Raw genomic sequence first — 17,027 nt, forward strand, 5'->3', positions numbered from 1 at the left:
ATTGGCTCCTTCGCCTGTTGAAACCTCATATTCACACAATGGATTAGAAGATTATTTCTTTTCGAATTGTTTCATAAGAGCAGCTAATTCATCTTCTACCGCTTGATCTTTATTTAAGCTTTCGAACTCAGCATCCAATGATTTCTCACTTGAAGCTAATTCATTACTTGCTTCAGCTTGTGCTTCCATTTGCATCATCTTATCTTCCATACGTTTAAGTCCACTTGCTGCAGAATCGGTACTGAATCCTGTCATTGCTTTGTTAATTTCATTCTGTGCCTTAGCAGCATTATAACGTGCTACTAACGTTTCACGCTTATTTTTCATTTCTGTTAATTGCTTGCGCATTTCATCTAGCTTACCACGCAAGTTATCAGCAGCTGCTTTATTCTGATCATAGTTCGTCTTGTATTCGCCCATTTTCACTTCGGCTGCTTTCTTCTCTTCCAAAGCACGACGAGCAAGATCGATGTTCTGAGCTTGCGCTGCCGTAGCTGCTTGTTGACCACGCTTAGCCACTAGTGCTTCTTGTTCTTCATAAAGTGATTTGAATTTCTTCTCAATCGCAATTTGTGCTGCTACAGCCTTCTCAGCATCCTCAAGATCTTCATGCATATCTCTAATGTACTGGTCTGTCATTTTAATTGGATCTTCTGCTTTATCGATAATACTATTAATATTTGACATCGTTAAATCACGTAATCTTTTGAACATAGACATAATTTGTTTCCTCCTAGGAAAATGTTGTTTTTATAATAAGGTTTACGCATCAAAAAAAATAATGTTTCATTTTTTTAAATATTTTCCCTTATTTAAGTTCAAAGTTTGGATTTCATTCTTAAAAAATCATCCATCTTACCGTGCACGATTGCAATGATATCTATGATTTCTTCTTTAGAAATATCATCATAATGAATTCCCATAGCCACGGTTACAGTTCGATCGAGTATTCGTGCAGCTTTGAGAGCTAACTCTTCGCTTATGGTATGCTCTTTGTGCCCTGGTACCTCTGATGTTTGTACCTCAAACTCACCGCTCGGACCTACATATGCCGTAGATACAGCACCAATATGTGCAGCTCCTCCTGTGACAATTAGCATCACATCCCGTCCGATTGGAACAGCAGATATTACAATATCTTCAGGATTGTATTCGTGCATCCTTCTTCAGCCTTTCTTATACGGCAAGATCTATATTATATTCTATAATATTCCACGTATTTCGTCCAAAGATTTTATATTCTCTTCAAGCATGAATTGCTCAAGTCCCTCAATGAGATCTTGGCCAGCTCGAAGATTCATGAAATTATACGTTCCAACTTGAACTACGGATGCGCCAGCCATGATGAATTCAATGACATCCGTTGCGCAGACTATCCCACCCATGCCCATAATGGGGATATTCACATGTTGAGCCACTTGATGTACCATTCGTAATGCGATCGGTTTAATCGCCGGACCAGACAGTCCTGCATAGAGGTTACGAAACACACTAGAACGACGATGTACATCTATTTTCATACCTGAAATGGTATTGATAAGAGAAAGCGCATTTGCCCCTTCATCTTCACACATCATGGCCATTTCTACGAGATTCTCAGCTCCCGGGGATAACTTAACCGTTAGGGGAAGAGTCGTTGCTTGTCTCACTTGCCGAACCACTTCGCGTGCAGCGCATGTCTTTACACCATAAGCAATACCGCCTTCTTTTACGTTAGGACAGGAAATATTCAATTCAATCATATCCACCGCTTGGCGTCCTATTGCTTGTCGTCTATCATAATCTTCTTGAATCAATATAGCTCCCTGCACATATTCATCTATACTGTTTCCACCTAGGTTAACGATTCTTACCGTGTCTAACGTCTCCCAATTCTCACATTCATGTTCTAAGAAATAAGGGATTCCTGGATTCTCTAACCCTACACTGTTTAACATGCCAGATGGCGTCTCAAATACTCTAAGGCCTTCGTTACCCGACTTGGGATGTAAGGTGAGTCCTTTCCCACTAATACCACCAAGCCTTGAAATATCATATAACTGACCGTATTCTCTTCCGAACCCAAACGTACCGGATGCCATCACGATCGGATTCTTAAAATCAATATTCCCTACTCGACACGTTAAATCAAACATGGAACAAAACCTCCTCTGCCGCGAACACAGGCCCATCTGTACAAGCTTTTTTACGACGGTCAATACAAGATACGCTACATACTAGACAGGCCCCGATGCCACAAGCCATGCGATTCTCTAATGAAACATAGACTCGTGCGGAGCAATCTGTTAATTGTTGTTTCGTTTGGACTGCTCTCATCATGCCATGGGGCCCACAAGTGAGAATCGTATCGTACTGATGGAAATCAACATCGTCCACGATATACCCCCCCACATTCGTATGAAGGTTACCCGCTACAGAACTGAATCGATCTAATAAATACGGCTCCTTACTGAACCCTAGATAGATATCCGCATTCGGGATTTGTTGCGCGCAGTAATATAGTGGTGCGATACCGATTCCCCCACCAATCAAAGCCACTCTACCTTCTGTTTCAGGAAATCCATTCCCAAATGGGCCTTCCACAGAAACCTGATCTCCCGGACGAAGTGCAGCCAGAAGAGCTGTCCCTTCCCCTACCACTTGAATAAGAAACTCTAAGCCTTCATCACTCTTGTTGAATATACTTATTGGACGTGAGAGTAACGGATAGTTCCCCCACGCACGTAACATATAGAATTGTCCCATACGACATTTATCGTTGCTCTCTACCTTCATCAAATACACTTGATCGCTTACACGTTCATTAGATATTACTTTCCCCATGGGAATACGCCTCCTCTATCAACCACAATCCAGTTACTTAAAGATAGCTTATGAATTTATGAAAATAAGTGATCTATTTCACAGCACAACAAAAAAAACGTAACGGATGTGGTTTTCTATACCGTGACGTTTCATTTATTGGATGTATTAAGGTGGACGATAAATAGTTATCAGTTCCACAAAGCGTTAATGAGTAAGTATTCTGGCTGAGTCTTTAACGAGTAATTGTGACTATAACTTATACTGATTTCTTACGTTTAATATAAAGATGAAGATGAAGATGCATAACATGTAATTTATATTTGGGAGGTTATTATATGAGACAAATAATACTAATAATGCTGTGTCTTATCTTACTTTGCGGATGTAGTCAATACTCACTGGATAAGGCGAAGAAGAATGGAGATGTAGTTGAAGGTCCTGGAGGACCATTAAACATAGATAAACTAGATATATTTAAGAAAGACATAGATACAAATATTAAAAGTACACTACGTATTGTTAGTTATTCTGATGAAGGCGATCCTAACATTGCTAATCTTGAGTTCCAAGGGAAAAGAATAAGTTATACTTACTCAACGCACGAGGTATATGGTTCAAACAAGACTAAACAATCAAATACGCACTGTGATGCACTTGAAATCTTAGATGATCAAGAAGTTGATGTTAATATTAAGACAAGATATATACTCTCAGGGTGTGATAAAGTCATTGGACTTGAGGGTCCCAAAGAAGGAGAAATACTAATATATACTATCTTCAAATAGCTATAAATTTTCAATCCCGTTAATAGTTAATTTGAAAAAGAGCCTTTAGAATCTCTTCTAAGGCTCTTTTTGGCGTCTAGGTGTTCTATCGCAAACTTTATATTATGTTAGCTCAGCAACAGAGTGGAAGGCGAGACTTTAAGCCATTCCGTCAACCCTATTTCTTTTAAAATTAGCTCATTTTTAGTCGGATCATACGCATCCACATCAGTAATATGTTTATTTACCATTTCTTTAATCGGATCGGTAACTTATCGACTTAATTGTACCCACCTCAGCATTCGAATAACTAGAATCCTCTTAGATACGGCTTAGGAATCTGTCCTGAGATATTTAATGCCTGTGCAGCATGTAATGCCCAGTAAGGATCTTTCAGCATCCCTCTGCCAATTCCGACGAGTTCCGCTCTATGATCTTCAATCACTTGATTAGCATCTTCGAAAGAATCCAATCTTCCAACCGCAATGACAGGAACATAAAGTAATGAGCGCAACTCTTCAGCTAAATCGACTTGATATCCTTGAACTGCATTAGGCCCACCATTTGATCCGATAGGTCCCTCTCCACCTGATGATACATGAAATATGTCCACTCCCGCGTCACGATATCGCTCACATACTTTAGCGCAGTACGCTAGATCATAGCCACCTTCAACATACTCGATTGCAGATACACGCATAATAATAGGCATATCTCCCGGTGTTACTTCCTTCACAGCCCTTATAACTTCCTCACCGAACAAAGCCAGATCGTCTCCATATTCGTCTTCTCTCTGATTTGTAAGTGGTGAATGAAATTGATGGATCAAATACCCGTGTGCACCGTGAATTTCTATCGTGTCATACCCTGCTTCAACAGCACGTCTAGCAGCATCTTGGAAAAGTTGAACTTGTTCTTTCACTTCTAATGTCGTAAGTGCTCTTGGGGTTTTTGAGCGTTCGTCAAAGGGAATAGACGAAGGAGCAACTGGTGGAAGTGCATCTTGCGCTTTCCTGCCCGCATGACCTAACTGAATTCCAATCTTGGTGCCATAATGATGAACATCTTGAACCAACTCTTGATGTGCAGGGATTTGTTCATCATTCCACAACCCTGTATCTTGAAATGTAATACGACCTTCGGCATCTACCCCTGTCATTTCAACAATTATTAGACCTACGCCTCCAACAGCACGACTAACATAATGGACTTTGTGCCACGAATTCGGAATTCCATCCTCCGCGTGAACCGAGTATTGGCACATCGGCGGCATTACAATTCTATTTTTCAACGTCATTCCTTTAAGTTCGTAAGGTGTAAATAAATCCGTCATTATCAATCTTCTCCTTTCACACTCTCTAGTGTAAATTATAAACTTTGCAAGCATAATTTCAACACGCTACGGAAATAACAACAAGGATTGTTTATCGCAGTTTCGATTCGAAGGGAGCCCCTCTTACATGCTTAAAAAAATTGCCCTATGTTTCATGTTCTATCTTCTATTGGGAGGAATCCCCCAAGCTCATACTGAAATACTGGGAACGTCCATTCCCACATTAACGAAGTTATGCGTTGCGTCCGATCCTGTACTACATAAACAACAATCTAAACAGCACACTAAAGAAGTGAACTCTACCCATCGAAATCAACAAAAGAACAAAGGTCTATCCTTATCACAGCTTTATCGTAAATTCCCGGAGACGATTGTTACCAAAGGACCCAGAAGTAAGAAAATCGCACTCACGTTCGATGACGTCCCAGATCCACGCTTCACTCCAGCTGTGTTAAATGTGCTCTCTAAATATCACATAAAAGCTACTTTTTTTGTCGTTGGTAAACGTGCAGAGGAATATCCTGGTCTCGTCTCTCGTATGAAGCGAGAAGGGCATGCCATTGGTAACCATTCCTATGATCACCCCCTATTCACAAAGATACCTTTATCCCAATTTCAGAAGCAGATTGTAACAACAGATACGATCATACATAATATCGTTGGTTACAACCCGAGGCTCATACGACCACCTTATGGAGATATTACCGAAGAACAGCTGAAATGGGCCAAGAAACAAGGCTACAAAATCGTTAACTGGAATGTAGATTCACTCGATTGGAAAGGACTTCGTAAAAATGAAGTGAAAAAGAATATTCTTTCCTCTGTCGGACGAGGTTCAATCATTCTTCAACATGCAGGGGGAGGCGTTGGATCAGATCTGACTGGTACCATCCAAGCGCTACCTGAAGTTATTCAGATTCTAAGAAGTAGAGGTTATATCTTCGTGACCGTTCCAGAATTATTACATATACCAGTTAACATACAATAAGCTGGGTTATGATAACCCACTTTATTAATTTGATTCCAAGTTGCGTTCAACCACTCAGCGAATTTCTCCTCTTCCTCGAACTGAGGATAATGAGCCGATTTCTCAAACAAAACAAACTCTTTCACGGGAGCTTCCAGTACATCAAAGTAAGCTTTTGCCGCATTTACAGGGGTCATATAATCATATTTCCCCATAACAACATAACTAGGAATCTCCAAACGTTCTACAATGCTTGTAATATTATTTGCAAATAGTTCCGCTAGTAGGATATCTTGCGATATACTAACCCCTTTGAAAAAGCGTATAACATCAAGTAATTTATACTCCCGATTTAAGAGAAACCCTAACAAATAATCCTTATTATCATCAATTAATCTTGCCCGAATTTATCTGCAACATAATCTGTTAGAGCCAATAAGTCATCTACAAGCAGACCAGTTGACAGATTAGAGTAATCCTCAAAAAAATGATATGACTTCCCGCTCCCGCGTTGATCATAATGAACAATTGTAAAATTCTTCTCAAGCAAGTCCTGGTATTCCCTCACATATGGAATTTCCGAACAACCTGGACCGCCATGCACAAAGATCACAATCGGATTGCGTGTCATAGTAAAAGATTAAACAAGTCACGATTTGCTTTTATGCCATAATAAACAAAAAAAACACGTCCAATGACGTGGTAATAACCCGAACTTGATCGGTTCAGAATCGACTACATGAGAGCCAGATTTCGTATCTAATTGATTCGTTCACTAACCCTGTACACACAGTTTCTTCCGCCCACCAAAATATGCTCAACCCGTTCGACAAGAACACTATTTCCAAGCACGGTTTGAAAGAGATTCAACTCATTCTTACATAACCCAGCACAGGTAACAGCAGCTTCACATATCGGACAATGTTTCTCAATAAACAACAGGCTTCCATCACCTTGATCCGTTACCTCAGCCATATAACCTTCATTTGTTCGAATATCTGCTAGTTTCTCAAGTTGCTCTCTTAAGTCCGATGCGTCACTAGTGTGCAGAAGATATTGGTCTAGCATATTCTTATTCCGAACAGCCAGCAGCTTGTCCAGCCCCTCGGTACCGAAAGCCTCTTTCATTGAATTAATCAGACTGACTGACAATTCCGAATACCCACTTGGAAAGTAACGATTAGCCTCAGGAGTTAATCTCCATAGCTTTGCTGGCCGCCCCATAGGGCGAGCTTCTTGTTCATAAGTAACTAATCCTTCTTCTTTCAATGCATTTAAATGCTGACGAATAGCCATTCCAGATAGCATAAACTCTGAGGAAAGTGCGTTAACATCCATTCGCCCCTGCTGCTTTAGTAGATCAATGATCCCTCTTCGTGTTTTTGTTGAGGTATCCTTATTCGTTTGATTTCCGCTCATGGGGTCCCTCCTTTTACAACAACATCTATACAGCACTCTCTACATTTTAAATAAAAAAGTTGACAAAGTCAAAGCCAAGCTGTAGTTTGAACTTTATAAAGAAATATGTTTACTAAGTATCCGGATATGGAGTATACATAAAAAACAATCTTGGAGGTTACATCCGATGTCTAACAATCAAAGCATTTTTAGTCCGCGTTATGTTGCACTATCGATTGGCATTATTCTGTCAGTGATGGCGGTAGGGTTCGAAGGTTTAGCAGTAACTACGATCGCCCCTTCCATCGCAGGTGATTTGAGTGGTATTCAACTATTTGGATGGATATTTAGCACTTACCTGCTTGCTCAGATTGTTGGCACTTTGGTAGTGGGTCGTATCATTGATAAATTAGGACCTGCAGCTCCCTTTACTTACGCACTTGTTTTGTTTATCGTGGGGCTGATCGTGGCTGCGACTGCAAGCGACATGTATATGATGATATTCGCACGAGCGATGCAGGGCCTTGGCGCTGGTGCCATGATGACTTGCGTGTACACTGCCATTTCCTTAAGTTACCCCGATGAATTACGTGCCAAAATACTCGGTGCATTCGGGACAGCCTATGTTCTTCCATCCATGCTTGGTCCATATGTTGCCGGATTGATTGCTGAACAGTGGTCTTGGAGGTTTGTTTTCTGGGGCATATTACCAATCGTAGTTATATCAGCACTACTTAGCCTACCAGCTTTCAGGAAATTAAAGGTACATAGCACGCAAGAGGGAAAGGGAACCACCTCTACATGGTTAGCCTTGTTGTTAACAATGGGTACAGGGATTTTCTTGGTTGGCCTTGGTATGCTACCTAAGATTACAGGTGTTGTATTAAGCATTGTTGGTTTAACGATAATGTCTTACCCACTACGCATGCTACTACCTAAGGGAACTCTTACATTCCAAAGAGGTATGCCAGCTATTCTAGCAACTAGGGGACTGTTCTTCGCAGCATATGTCAGCACGCAGAATTTCCTAGTATTAGCTCTAATAAATGTAAAAGGAATTAGTCCAGCAAATGCCGGATTAATTGTGGCCAGTGCCGCACTCAGTTGGTGTCTCTTTGCTTATCTACAAGGACGTTGGGATTCGTCAGATCAGGGTATTGGACGTAATAAAAGAATTGTCCTAGGTGTGCTGCTACTTACATTGGGATCTTCAGTTGTATTTTGGATTCCAACCGTAACGTCTACCATTGCGGTTATTGGGCAAATCATTGCGGGGATCGGAATGGGATTAGCACATCCAACGAGCGGTGCGGTGGCTTTTGCTCATACTCGTGAAGAAGGAGCTGGCGAGACTTCTGCAAATCTACAATTTGCGGATTCTTTTACACCAGGTGTGGTTATAGGTATAGGCGGTGCCATCCTAGTTGTTAGTCAAGCTTCTGGAATGACGATGCAATCAGCATTAATTGTAACCATGGGATTTAACCTTGTGTTAATACTCATGAGTTTATTCGCGAGTATTCGCATTACTTCTGAAAACTCAATAAGTAAACAAAGCGCAACCAAGTAACCTCTGGCTCCGCCAAAACAATAAAAACCACTTCATTAGGAAGTGGTTTTTATTGTTTATCTGATGAATCCTATGTCTTATAGAGTTTCATCTGCAATAACGAATGGTAATAGACTTACATTTCCAATACTCATGTGGCATATTGTTCTCTAATGATCGATCTTCGCTTGAGTTTCCTCCACAAACAGCCTACGTTTCCTTGCTGGAATACGTATATTGACAGAAGTACCTACGCCCTTACGGCTAAATATAGACACACCGTATTCCTCACCATATTGAAGTTGTACGCGCAGATGGATATTTCGTATGCCAAATCCGGTCTCGCTTTCACTAGAAGTATTTAGAATCTCTATAATACGTTCCTGCCTCATACCCATACCGTCGTCAATCACGCGATAAAGGATATCGTTCCCTTCAAGCAAAGCAACAATTCGAATATGGATACGATCACCGCCACTCCAAGCATGATTAAGTACATTCTCGATAAAGGGTTGGAGAATAAGCTTGATCGTCTCATACTTCCATACTTCAACATCAACATCTAAGGTCACTTCAAGCCGGTGTCCGTATTTAACCTTTTGTATATTCAGATACGCATTGGCTTGCTCAACCTCTGACGAGACGGGAATTACTGTTCTACCGGAATTCAGGGTTAATCGATAGAACTTCGCAAGCTCTACGACCATCTTCTGCAGCTTCTCATTTTCTCCGAACTTGGCCAACTGATTGATGGATGAGAGTGTGTTGTAGAGAAAGTGAGGATTAATTTGCGTCTGCAACATCTCAAGCTCCGCTTCCTTCTTCTCTAGCTGGGTTAAATATACTTTATTGATCAAAGCTTCAAAATCTTCCCCCATACTATTTAGCGCCGTGGAAATTTGCGAGAATTCATCTTTTCCTTTATACGATATGCGTTTATGCAAATCTCCTTCCCGGAAAGCGTTCAGAACAGAAATGAATTTCGAAATCCTTTTGGAGAAATAACCCGACATAAATATGCCCATAAAAGTAAACAAAATAGAACACAAGATACATATACCTATAATGTATGCTCGCACACGTAGAGCTTCTTGTTGAATCGTCGTTAAAGGAACATACGCGACAATGGTCCAATCTTGCTGTGGTAAATACTCTTTTAGCGTCAAGTATTCCCCCTCTGGGTGGAAATCCTCTTGGGATAAAGTAGCATTCTGTTCGAAATCATTCCTAGCATCATGCCGCTCTTCGTCTGAGGCATAGATGACACGTCCCGTGCGGTCTTTAACGATCAGCATCGCTCCTTCGCCAAGCTTTTGATAATCCACACTTTCAAAAAACTCATCTCTACGCACGCTGAACCTCATCACACCCACTTCCGTTACGTTTAGCGGGTTCTGTAAATCTACAATTCGGCGAATCATAGAAATACGGTTACTATGTTCATCATCCTCCACTTCGGCCCATAACTTCGTAATGCCGTATTCCTCATCTGGAAGCAAATCGTACCACGTCTGCTGTTCAATACGGGTCATATGATAAATATTATATGTTTGTTGACTAGTGTAAGAAGATTCCCGTTCGTAGATATAATTATTTCGTTCATAATTATAATAATGCTCAGGTATCGTCTCATTCTTCACATACAAGAAAAGCCTTAAATCAATGCCGATCGACTTCGATGCGCTCGCTATCTTCGGTATGATCACGTTTTTGAAGCGCAAATTGGTATCCATGCGATTATCGGTTTTCAACATCAAGTTCTCTATAAAATTTTCATCGTCATATAGAGTTGATGAAATGCGTACCATATCATCGCTTTTATAGGCTACATTGTCTCGAATTTGGACCAATGTGCTTTGAATATTGCTACTTGTCTGCTTACGCATAGAAGAATCGTACATGGAGTGGGAAACATATCCATTAACAGTTACAAGTACAATAATAAATACTAGATAGGACATCATCAACTTATATCCAATTGGAATATAACCAAGATGTTTTCCTTTTCTCCAGCCCAGTCTCATCTTTACCTCCACTGCTACTTCTCTTTCTTCCGATATTCAAGTGGCGTCATGCCGAACTTCTCTTTGAATTGCCTGCTGAAATAAGGCAAGTAACGGTAGCCTACCTGATCCGAAATCTCGTAAATTTTCATCCCTGGTAATTCAAGAAGTTCACAGGCTTTCTCCATGCGCAGCTGCACAAGTAGTTCGTTGAACGTATGTCCTGATTTCTCCCGAACTAGAAATCCAAAATAGCTAGGTGAGAATGAAAAATGCTGAGCGATATCCTTGACCGTAATATTTTCACTCATCCGTTCTTTGATCGTCTTCACCACATTGCGGATAAATTGACTGTCATTCGTACTATTCTTCTGATGGAGCTTCTCTGATATTTGAAATACGTGATACAACAACCATTTACGGATATCATTGATCGTCTCAAATTGTAACAACATATCGAGTTTGCGGATGTCGATATCGAGCAGTTGGAAGAGATCCTCGTTCATCGCGCTTAAATATTGATCTAACTTCCATATCATATAACTGCTCAAGTTGTGAACCGTGAATTTAGAACGTAAGCTCTTAACAGCACAGAATAAATTATCAAGTTCGTCATAGATTTGAACAAGTTCATAGTCTTTAAGAGCTTTCATCAATGCATTCATATGTTTATCGAGCAAACGATAATCCACCATGGCTGGTTCAACACTCACTTCTTCAAAGTTAATGATGCCGCCCTTCCCAAGGAACATCTTGCCTTCAACAGCCTGAATTGCCTGCCGATATGATTCATACAGATGTTCCGAAGTATGTACAGGTGATCCCAATCCAGTCGTGATCGTAACGGACAGTTTCCGCTGTACGGAATCGATCAGCTGTGTGATCTTATCTTCAATCCCATTCGCTTCCAGAAGTAATGCGATTCGCTGAGGACTCAGCTTACAATAGGGAACGCCCCCCCCTCGATTCGCAGCTTCATGAAGCTGCTTCAGAAATATTCTGGATCCTTCAAGCCTGGATGTAGCATTATCATCTACTCTCGACAACAGATCCAATTCCATGACAGCAACGCGAACGGGCCAGTTCAAGCGGTTCAGTTCATGGGTTTTCATTAATTTATCCATAAATTCACGATCTGTCGTATCTTCTCCTTCGAAGAGCCGCAGAAGCATATCGCTTTTGGCAATTGGAATCATATCCTGATACGCTTCTTCTACTTCACGATATTTAAGTTCCTCGTCTAAGTCTCGCTTGACTTTCATTAGAGATGCGATAAGCTCGCGATCCTCCAAAGGCTTCAGCACATAGCTATAGGCCTTAAGCGATAGCGCTTGTTGGACGTAACTGAACTCTTGGAAACCGCTTACAAATATGATTCTTATCTTTGGCTTGCGCTGCAATGCGACCCGTGCCAACTCGAGTCCTGACATATAAGGCATATTTACATCACTTACAAGAATATCAATGGCAAGCTGATCAAGTATTTCACAAGCTGACAACGCGTTATTCACACAACCCTTCACTTCCATACCAAGTTCAGACCACGGAATAAATCTCTTCATTCCTTCCAAATCAAGTTCATCATCATCCACCAACAACACATTATACATAGACCTTTCCCTCCGCAATCCTATCAATGTGAAATGTTCGTTGCTACTCGTTATTCAGAACCCTAATATTGTCATGCCATCTCTTCGTAATATACTCTAAATATTTCTGAAAACCGACTTCCATAGAAGCATGGTGCGCTTGATCCAAAATGCTTAGCACCTCCTCGTCGTTCTGACCGAAAAGTGCGCCCTCTCGTGCATCGAGCCATATTTCTTCCAAGTTACGCATAATATGTCCTTCTTCCGAGTTCGATGCTGGCCGAACATTAATGAACGGCGTGGCGTCCCCTTGGGACTTCCAAGTCACATTTTGCTGCCAGTAGGTCGCCCAGTTGCGCTGTTCCTTCGGTAACATTCGCTCATAATTGCTTTTGGTTTGGTCCAAATAGAGCGTATTTCCCACCCATATCATTTGGTTCGAGACCGCTTGGATCTCCGTTAATTCATCCATGTCAGAACCATATCTGGTTGTGAAATTTGGTGTGATACCATCTTCCATAAATCCGTTCCAATAACCTTCGGGTCCCGGAGGTCCCCACATCTGTACGGCTGAGCCTTCCGGCCCCGTCATCCAATCCAGCATTGCGAAGATAGCTTCCGGATTTTTCGCACTTTTCGTGATTGCGGTGACGTTCCAGCCTAGATTGTTGTACGTACCCGGATAAATCTTCGACCGATCCAAGCCTTGTTTATAAATCGGGTCGATGAACATATAGCCATTATCTGAGTTCAACTTACGCAGTTCAGCATCGGCCCGCATCGCATCTAACATTGGATTTGCGCTAGCGTAAATTGCCACCTTGCCTTTCATTAACTTCTCGGTGACCTGATCCCCTGTCTGGATCATAGCTCCCGACGGCATAAGCCCTTCACGCATTAACTTTGCCACAAATAACGCAGATTCTCGAAACCCCTTATCCAAATAAATGGAAGTCATTTTTCCCCCTTCCGCAACAGCATATAAACGTGTAAAACCCAAATTATCTTCCTTAAATGCGGAGAAAAGCTGATCGATCCCATGCCCTTCCTTTGCTTGCCCTGTCTCGAAGGGAACAACATCCGGATATCTTTCTTTCACCTTGATTAAATACTGATATAGGTCATCCGTCGTCTCTAGTTTCGGAGAACCGAGTTCCCTATAAATCTTTTTGTTTAATACATAACCAGCATTACCATAAGCTCTATTCGAATAATAATTCGGGAAATAGTATATTCTCCCATTCGAAGCTCGGAGCAAATTCAGTACTTTTTCGCCTGCCCAATGCTTTAAATTTGGATACTTCTCTATATAAGCATCTAGAGGAACGAGCAGGTCCTCCTCACGCATCTGTTCTAGATCTAAATCCCTCTCTCCCCATACGATGTCTGGCAGCTTCTTGCTTGCGATCATCTTACGCAAAGTCAACTTCGCATTTCCATCCGCGCTTATTCCACTGATATGTATATTCAAGTTGTCTTGAATCCACTTCGATGAAGGATCTGTACCCCACTGTGGCATAGTATAGTAACTATAATGACCATAGAAACTAATGTTAAGGGGTTCATGTCCTAAGGGATACAATGTCTTCTCAACATCTCTATCTTGTAATTCAAGTTGAACTGGTTGGATTAAGATCTCTTCTTTACGAACTGGATATTGTGAGAAGCTGCAGCCTGCAAGTAAAGATAGGACAACTCCGACTAGCATTACCAACAGAAATCTTTCTTTATTTTCATTCAAAGTATAACCCCCTACAATTCGCTTATATAAAGGTATTTTTGTAAAATTATATCAATAGAATCGATAACAATACACATAAATTTTGAAAATCAATTCTATTGATTCTCAATTACTGAAGTTAGCATCAAATATAGTCTTTGACGCTAACCTTAGTAATTGAGAAAATCCACCCCAAGTTATTCTATCTATTCCTTGGGATGGACTCTCTCTTTCTATTGAAAATTACTGGCCAAGCGCTTTCTTATTCGCTAACCATCTTTGTGTACGCCATTCAAGAAGTTCGTTATAACCTAATGCCTGAGCATCTTTTTCCGCTTGCACTAGAATCTTATCAACTTCCTCATCAGACTTAGCTGTAGATGAAGCGGATAATGCTTGTGTAAAGATATCAATAATATTCGTACTAGCATCTGCTAAATCCGTACCTGGCTCTGGCGTCAAATTGTTAGCCAACGCTGTTTGATCAATATGCGTCTTCCATGTAACCGATTCTTGATAACGAGCAAGCCAGTTGCGTTCTTCCTCAGGCTTAAGCAATTCAAATTTCATCTTAGCTGGGTCAATATATGCCGTGTTACCTGCGATCATTATCGGATTGTTGGCTGCCTGAATTTCAGATACTTGATCCGCATTGTATTTATCTGTAAAAATAGGTTGCTCATTCTCGTCAAGTCCTTGCCAATTACCACCTTCAGGTCCAAAATACTGAACCACCATGCCTTCTGGTCCTGTTATATAATCCAATAATGCAAAGATCTTTTCCGGTTCTTTGGCCGCAGTTGTTATGACGTTTACATTCCAACCCAGTTGGTCATAACCGCCTGTATAAATTTTGTTTTTGTCCAGACCCGCTTTATGGAATGGCCAGATCATGAAATATCCAGCATCCGGATCTTCTTTAGAAAGAGTCAAATGTGCTGCCGAAGCGTAAGGCATTGGATCCGAACTACCGAATACAGCAACTCTTCCAGACATTAATTTCTCTTGTACCGGTCCTCTATCCGTAATCGTAAACATATCCTGAGAAATCAATTTTTCACGATACAATTTAGACACAAACTTTTGTGATTCGTGGAAAGCTGGATCTGTAAACAGGGAAGCGAGCTTATTGTTGGTATCGTCAACAACGGCAAGCGTATTGCCGTTTAAGGATCTGTAATAAGCATTTTCTTTGAATCCCGTATAAATAAGACCAACACCTTGACCGTCTACTGCACGGTCTGGTTCGTAAGGAATAACTTCTTCTCCATACTTTTCTTTCACTTTAACTAAGTAATCATAGAGTTGATCCATCGTTTCCAACGTTGGTGAACCTAGCTCTTTATAAATCTTTTTGTTCACGACATAGCCTGCGCTTCCGTTTGGTCTAGATGTGTACCAGTTCGGGAATTGATACAACTTTCCATCCGGGAAACGAAGCATATTCGAAGTATTGGCGTTAAGCCATTTTTTAAGATTCGGATATTTCTCCATGTAATCGTCGAGCGGTACTAGCTTGCCAGCTGCATAAAGTCTCAGAATATCCGGATCAAACCGATTTCCATAGATCATATCAGGTAGGTCATCATCTGCCATCATGGTCGTCATAAGCTGGGCCTCGTTACCTTGAGCAGCTCTTGTCTTAATATTAACTTTTTTATTCTCTTTCAAATACTTCCAGAATGGAACATCCTCCATCTTCTTTGGAAAATCCATCCAGCCATAGTGAGCATAGGCTGTGAACTCTAGCTCGCTTGAACCCAATTGCCATACATCTGAGGACTTATCATCTGTTGTCTCTTTGCCTTTATCTGCAGTGGCATTCGAGTTTTTCGGTGTGCTTGGCTTCGTCTCGTTAGTTGATTTGCTACAGCCTGCGGCCACAGTAGTTAGAAGGAGTGCGGTTGTAACGATAAATAGCATTTTTCTCATATTCTTCATCCAAATATTACCCCTCTCATTCATATTCTATATGTCTAAAGCGCAAGCGCCTCACACCGAATCAAAAACTACTCTTTCAAGGATCCTACCATGACGCCTTTGACGAAATACTTTTGAACAAACGGATATACCGCAATAATCGGAAGCGATACAACCATGATAGTAGCACTTATAATTGACTTGGCAGTTAAGCTCTTCTGACCTAACGTCTCCAAGGTCAAACTATTTACATTGCCGCTACCACTAGCTTGGTTAAACAGGTTGGCATTCAGTAGTCGTCTCAGAACCGTCTGAACAGGCATCAAGTCTTGGTTGGTAATATAAATCGTTGGTGCGAACCAGTCATTCCAATGTGCAATGGCTGTAAATAAACCGAGTGTCGCAATAACGGGACCGGATAGCGGAAGTATAATTTTCAGAAAAACGCCCCAGTTGCTGCAACCATCAATTTGAGCCGACTCTTCAAGACCAACAGGCAAACTTTTGAAGAATGTTCTGAATATGATCATATTCCATACGCTGATTAGCCCAGGAATAATAAACACAAGAAAATTGTTCATCAGACCCAAAGACTTGATTAGCAAGAAGGTAGGAATCAACCCCCCGCCAAAATACATCGTGACGATAAAAAATATGGTGAAAAATTTACGACCCATTAAATAAGATTTACTCATCCCATAGGCGAGCAACGCTGTCATAAAGATCGCGGAAATGGTACCAATAATGGTTCGAAGTATAGTAATCATAAATGCATTAAGTATCTGGTCGTCATCAAAGACAGTTGCATAATTGCTAAATGTGAATATTCTTGGCCAAAACGTAACTCCACCCTTCGCTGTATCAAGACCTTCATTTAAAGATACAACTAGTGTGTTCCAGAACGGATATAGAGCAGTAAAAGATAACAAAATAAGAAACACGTATATCACTACAATCATGATGCGGTCACTATATCCCA

The 17,027-nt window shown here is 41.0% G+C and carries 14 protein-coding genes and 1 pseudogene; 3 read left to right on the plus strand and 12 right to left on the minus strand.

What is annotated here, in order from left to right:
- Positions 1 to 51 precede the first annotated feature (51 nt).
- The 4 genes from PBAT_RS21445 to PBAT_RS21460 all read right to left on the minus strand — a co-directional run bounded on the left by PBAT_RS21445 (position 52) and on the right by PBAT_RS21460 (position 2,823).
- Positions 52 to 720 carry a PspA/IM30 family protein gene (locus PBAT_RS21445; RefSeq protein WP_068586390.1) on the minus strand — a complete coding sequence of 223 codons (669 nt, stop codon included), beginning with the start codon at positions 718 to 720 and terminating at the stop codon, positions 52 to 54.
- 98 nt (positions 721 to 818) lie between these two features.
- Positions 819 to 1,160 (minus strand): prenylated flavin chaperone LpdD, encoded by a 342-nt coding sequence (lpdD, locus tag PBAT_RS21450; RefSeq protein ID WP_068652729.1) that lies wholly within the window; start codon positions 1,158 to 1,160, stop codon positions 819 to 821.
- A gap of 42 nt (positions 1,161 to 1,202) precedes the next feature.
- Positions 1,203 to 2,135: a dihydroorotate dehydrogenase gene (locus tag PBAT_RS21455; protein ID WP_068652730.1), complete on the minus strand. Its 933-nt coding sequence runs from the start codon at positions 2,133 to 2,135 to the stop codon at positions 1,203 to 1,205.
- Entirely contained in the window at positions 2,128 to 2,823 is a 696-nt protein-coding gene (locus PBAT_RS21460; RefSeq protein WP_068652731.1) for a dihydroorotate dehydrogenase electron transfer subunit, read from the minus strand. The genes PBAT_RS21455 and PBAT_RS21460 overlap by 8 nt, the downstream gene beginning before the upstream one ends.
- Positions 2,824 to 3,140: 317 nt before the next feature.
- On the opposite strand from PBAT_RS21460, the gene PBAT_RS21465 reads away from it, so the two are divergent.
- Complete coding sequence (locus PBAT_RS21465; protein WP_068652732.1) at positions 3,141 to 3,590, plus strand: DUF4362 domain-containing protein; 450 nt, start codon at positions 3,141 to 3,143, stop codon at positions 3,588 to 3,590.
- Positions 3,591 to 3,879: 289 nt separating this feature from the next.
- Here the strand turns inward: PBAT_RS21465 and PBAT_RS21470 are convergent, their stop codons facing one another.
- Entirely contained in the window at positions 3,880 to 4,902 is a 1,023-nt protein-coding gene (locus PBAT_RS21470) for an NADH:flavin oxidoreductase/NADH oxidase (protein ID WP_068652733.1), read from the minus strand.
- A 127-nt stretch (positions 4,903 to 5,029) separates the two neighbouring features.
- Here PBAT_RS21470 and PBAT_RS21475 point away from each other — a divergent pair, with 127 nt between their 5' ends.
- Complete coding sequence (locus PBAT_RS21475) at positions 5,030 to 5,890, plus strand: polysaccharide deacetylase family protein (protein WP_068652734.1); 861 nt, start codon at positions 5,030 to 5,032, stop codon at positions 5,888 to 5,890.
- A 29-nt stretch (positions 5,891 to 5,919) separates the two neighbouring features.
- Here the strand turns inward: PBAT_RS21475 and PBAT_RS26440 are convergent.
- Both PBAT_RS26440 and PBAT_RS21485 read right to left on the minus strand, forming a co-directional pair.
- Positions 5,920 to 6,500: pseudogene (locus PBAT_RS26440) on the minus strand (alpha/beta fold hydrolase); the annotation flags it as partial.
- A gap of 128 nt (positions 6,501 to 6,628) precedes the next feature.
- Positions 6,629 to 7,288, minus strand: a complete 660-nt coding sequence (locus PBAT_RS21485; protein WP_068652736.1) for a helix-turn-helix transcriptional regulator — start codon at positions 7,286 to 7,288, stop codon at positions 6,629 to 6,631.
- 166 nt (positions 7,289 to 7,454) lie between these two features.
- Here PBAT_RS21485 and PBAT_RS21490 point away from each other — a divergent pair, with 166 nt between their 5' ends.
- Positions 7,455 to 8,837 carry an MFS transporter gene (locus PBAT_RS21490; protein ID WP_068652737.1) on the plus strand — a complete coding sequence of 461 codons (1,383 nt, stop codon included), beginning with the start codon at positions 7,455 to 7,457 and terminating at the stop codon, positions 8,835 to 8,837.
- A 149-nt stretch (positions 8,838 to 8,986) separates the two neighbouring features.
- Here the strand turns inward: PBAT_RS21490 and PBAT_RS21495 are convergent, their stop codons facing one another.
- The 5 genes from PBAT_RS21495 to PBAT_RS21515 form a co-directional block, all read right to left on the minus strand.
- Positions 8,987 to 10,840, minus strand: a complete 1,854-nt coding sequence (locus PBAT_RS21495) for a cache domain-containing sensor histidine kinase (RefSeq protein ID WP_068652738.1) — start codon at positions 10,838 to 10,840, stop codon at positions 8,987 to 8,989.
- A 14-nt stretch (positions 10,841 to 10,854) separates the two neighbouring features.
- On the minus strand, positions 10,855 to 12,429 hold the full coding sequence (locus tag PBAT_RS21500; protein ID WP_068652739.1) for a response regulator: 1,575 nt from the start codon (positions 12,427 to 12,429) through the stop codon (positions 10,855 to 10,857).
- A 43-nt stretch (positions 12,430 to 12,472) separates the two neighbouring features.
- Entirely contained in the window at positions 12,473 to 14,149 is a 1,677-nt protein-coding gene (locus PBAT_RS21505) for an extracellular solute-binding protein (protein ID WP_246168254.1), read from the minus strand.
- Positions 14,150 to 14,371: 222 nt separating this feature from the next.
- A complete protein-coding gene (locus tag PBAT_RS21510; protein ID WP_068652740.1) occupies positions 14,372 to 16,069 on the minus strand; it encodes a type 2 periplasmic-binding domain-containing protein in 1,698 nt (565 codons plus the stop codon).
- A 68-nt stretch (positions 16,070 to 16,137) separates the two neighbouring features.
- Positions 16,138 to 17,007 carry a carbohydrate ABC transporter permease gene (locus tag PBAT_RS21515; RefSeq protein ID WP_068652883.1) on the minus strand — a complete coding sequence of 290 codons (870 nt, stop codon included), beginning with the start codon at positions 17,005 to 17,007 and terminating at the stop codon, positions 16,138 to 16,140.
- Positions 17,008 to 17,027 lie beyond the last annotated feature (20 nt).

It is taken from the genome of Paenibacillus antarcticus, from assembly GCF_001637225.1.
Classification (GTDB): Bacteria; Bacillota; Bacilli; order Paenibacillales; family Paenibacillaceae; genus Paenibacillus_AQ; species Paenibacillus_AQ antarcticus.

What these genes read in the sequence shown, in the direction of transcription:
- PBAT_RS21445 (WP_068586390.1), bottom strand. Translation starts at nt 720, where the DNA reads ATGTCTATGTTCAAAAGATTACGTGATTTAACGATGTCAAATATTAAT.
- lpdD (WP_068652729.1), bottom strand. Translation starts at nt 1,160, where the DNA reads ATGCACGAATACAATCCTGAAGATATTGTAATATCTGCTGTTCCAATC.
- PBAT_RS21455 (WP_068652730.1), bottom strand. Translation starts at nt 2,135, where the DNA reads ATGTTTGATTTAACGTGTCGAGTAGGGAATATTGATTTTAAGAATCCG.
- PBAT_RS21460 (WP_068652731.1), bottom strand. Translation starts at nt 2,823, where the DNA reads ATGGGGAAAGTAATATCTAATGAACGTGTAAGCGATCAAGTGTATTTG.
- PBAT_RS21465 (WP_068652732.1), top strand. Translation starts at nt 3,141, where the DNA reads ATGAGACAAATAATACTAATAATGCTGTGTCTTATCTTACTTTGCGGA.
- PBAT_RS21470 (WP_068652733.1), bottom strand. Translation starts at nt 4,902, where the DNA reads ATGACGGATTTATTTACACCTTACGAACTTAAAGGAATGACGTTGAAA.
- PBAT_RS21475 (WP_068652734.1), top strand. Translation starts at nt 5,030, where the DNA reads ATGCTTAAAAAAATTGCCCTATGTTTCATGTTCTATCTTCTATTGGGA.
- PBAT_RS21485 (WP_068652736.1), bottom strand. Translation starts at nt 7,288, where the DNA reads ATGAGCGGAAATCAAACGAATAAGGATACCTCAACAAAAACACGAAGA.
- PBAT_RS21490 (WP_068652737.1), top strand. Translation starts at nt 7,455, where the DNA reads ATGTCTAACAATCAAAGCATTTTTAGTCCGCGTTATGTTGCACTATCG.
- PBAT_RS21495 (WP_068652738.1), bottom strand. Translation starts at nt 10,840, where the DNA reads ATGAGACTGGGCTGGAGAAAAGGAAAACATCTTGGTTATATTCCAATT.
- PBAT_RS21500 (WP_068652739.1), bottom strand. Translation starts at nt 12,429, where the DNA reads ATGTATAATGTGTTGTTGGTGGATGATGATGAACTTGATTTGGAAGGA.
- PBAT_RS21510 (WP_068652740.1), bottom strand. Translation starts at nt 16,069, where the DNA reads ATGAAGAATATGAGAAAAATGCTATTTATCGTTACAACCGCACTCCTT.
- PBAT_RS21515 (WP_068652883.1), bottom strand. Translation starts at nt 17,007, where the DNA reads ATGATTGTAGTGATATACGTGTTTCTTATTTTGTTATCTTTTACTGCT.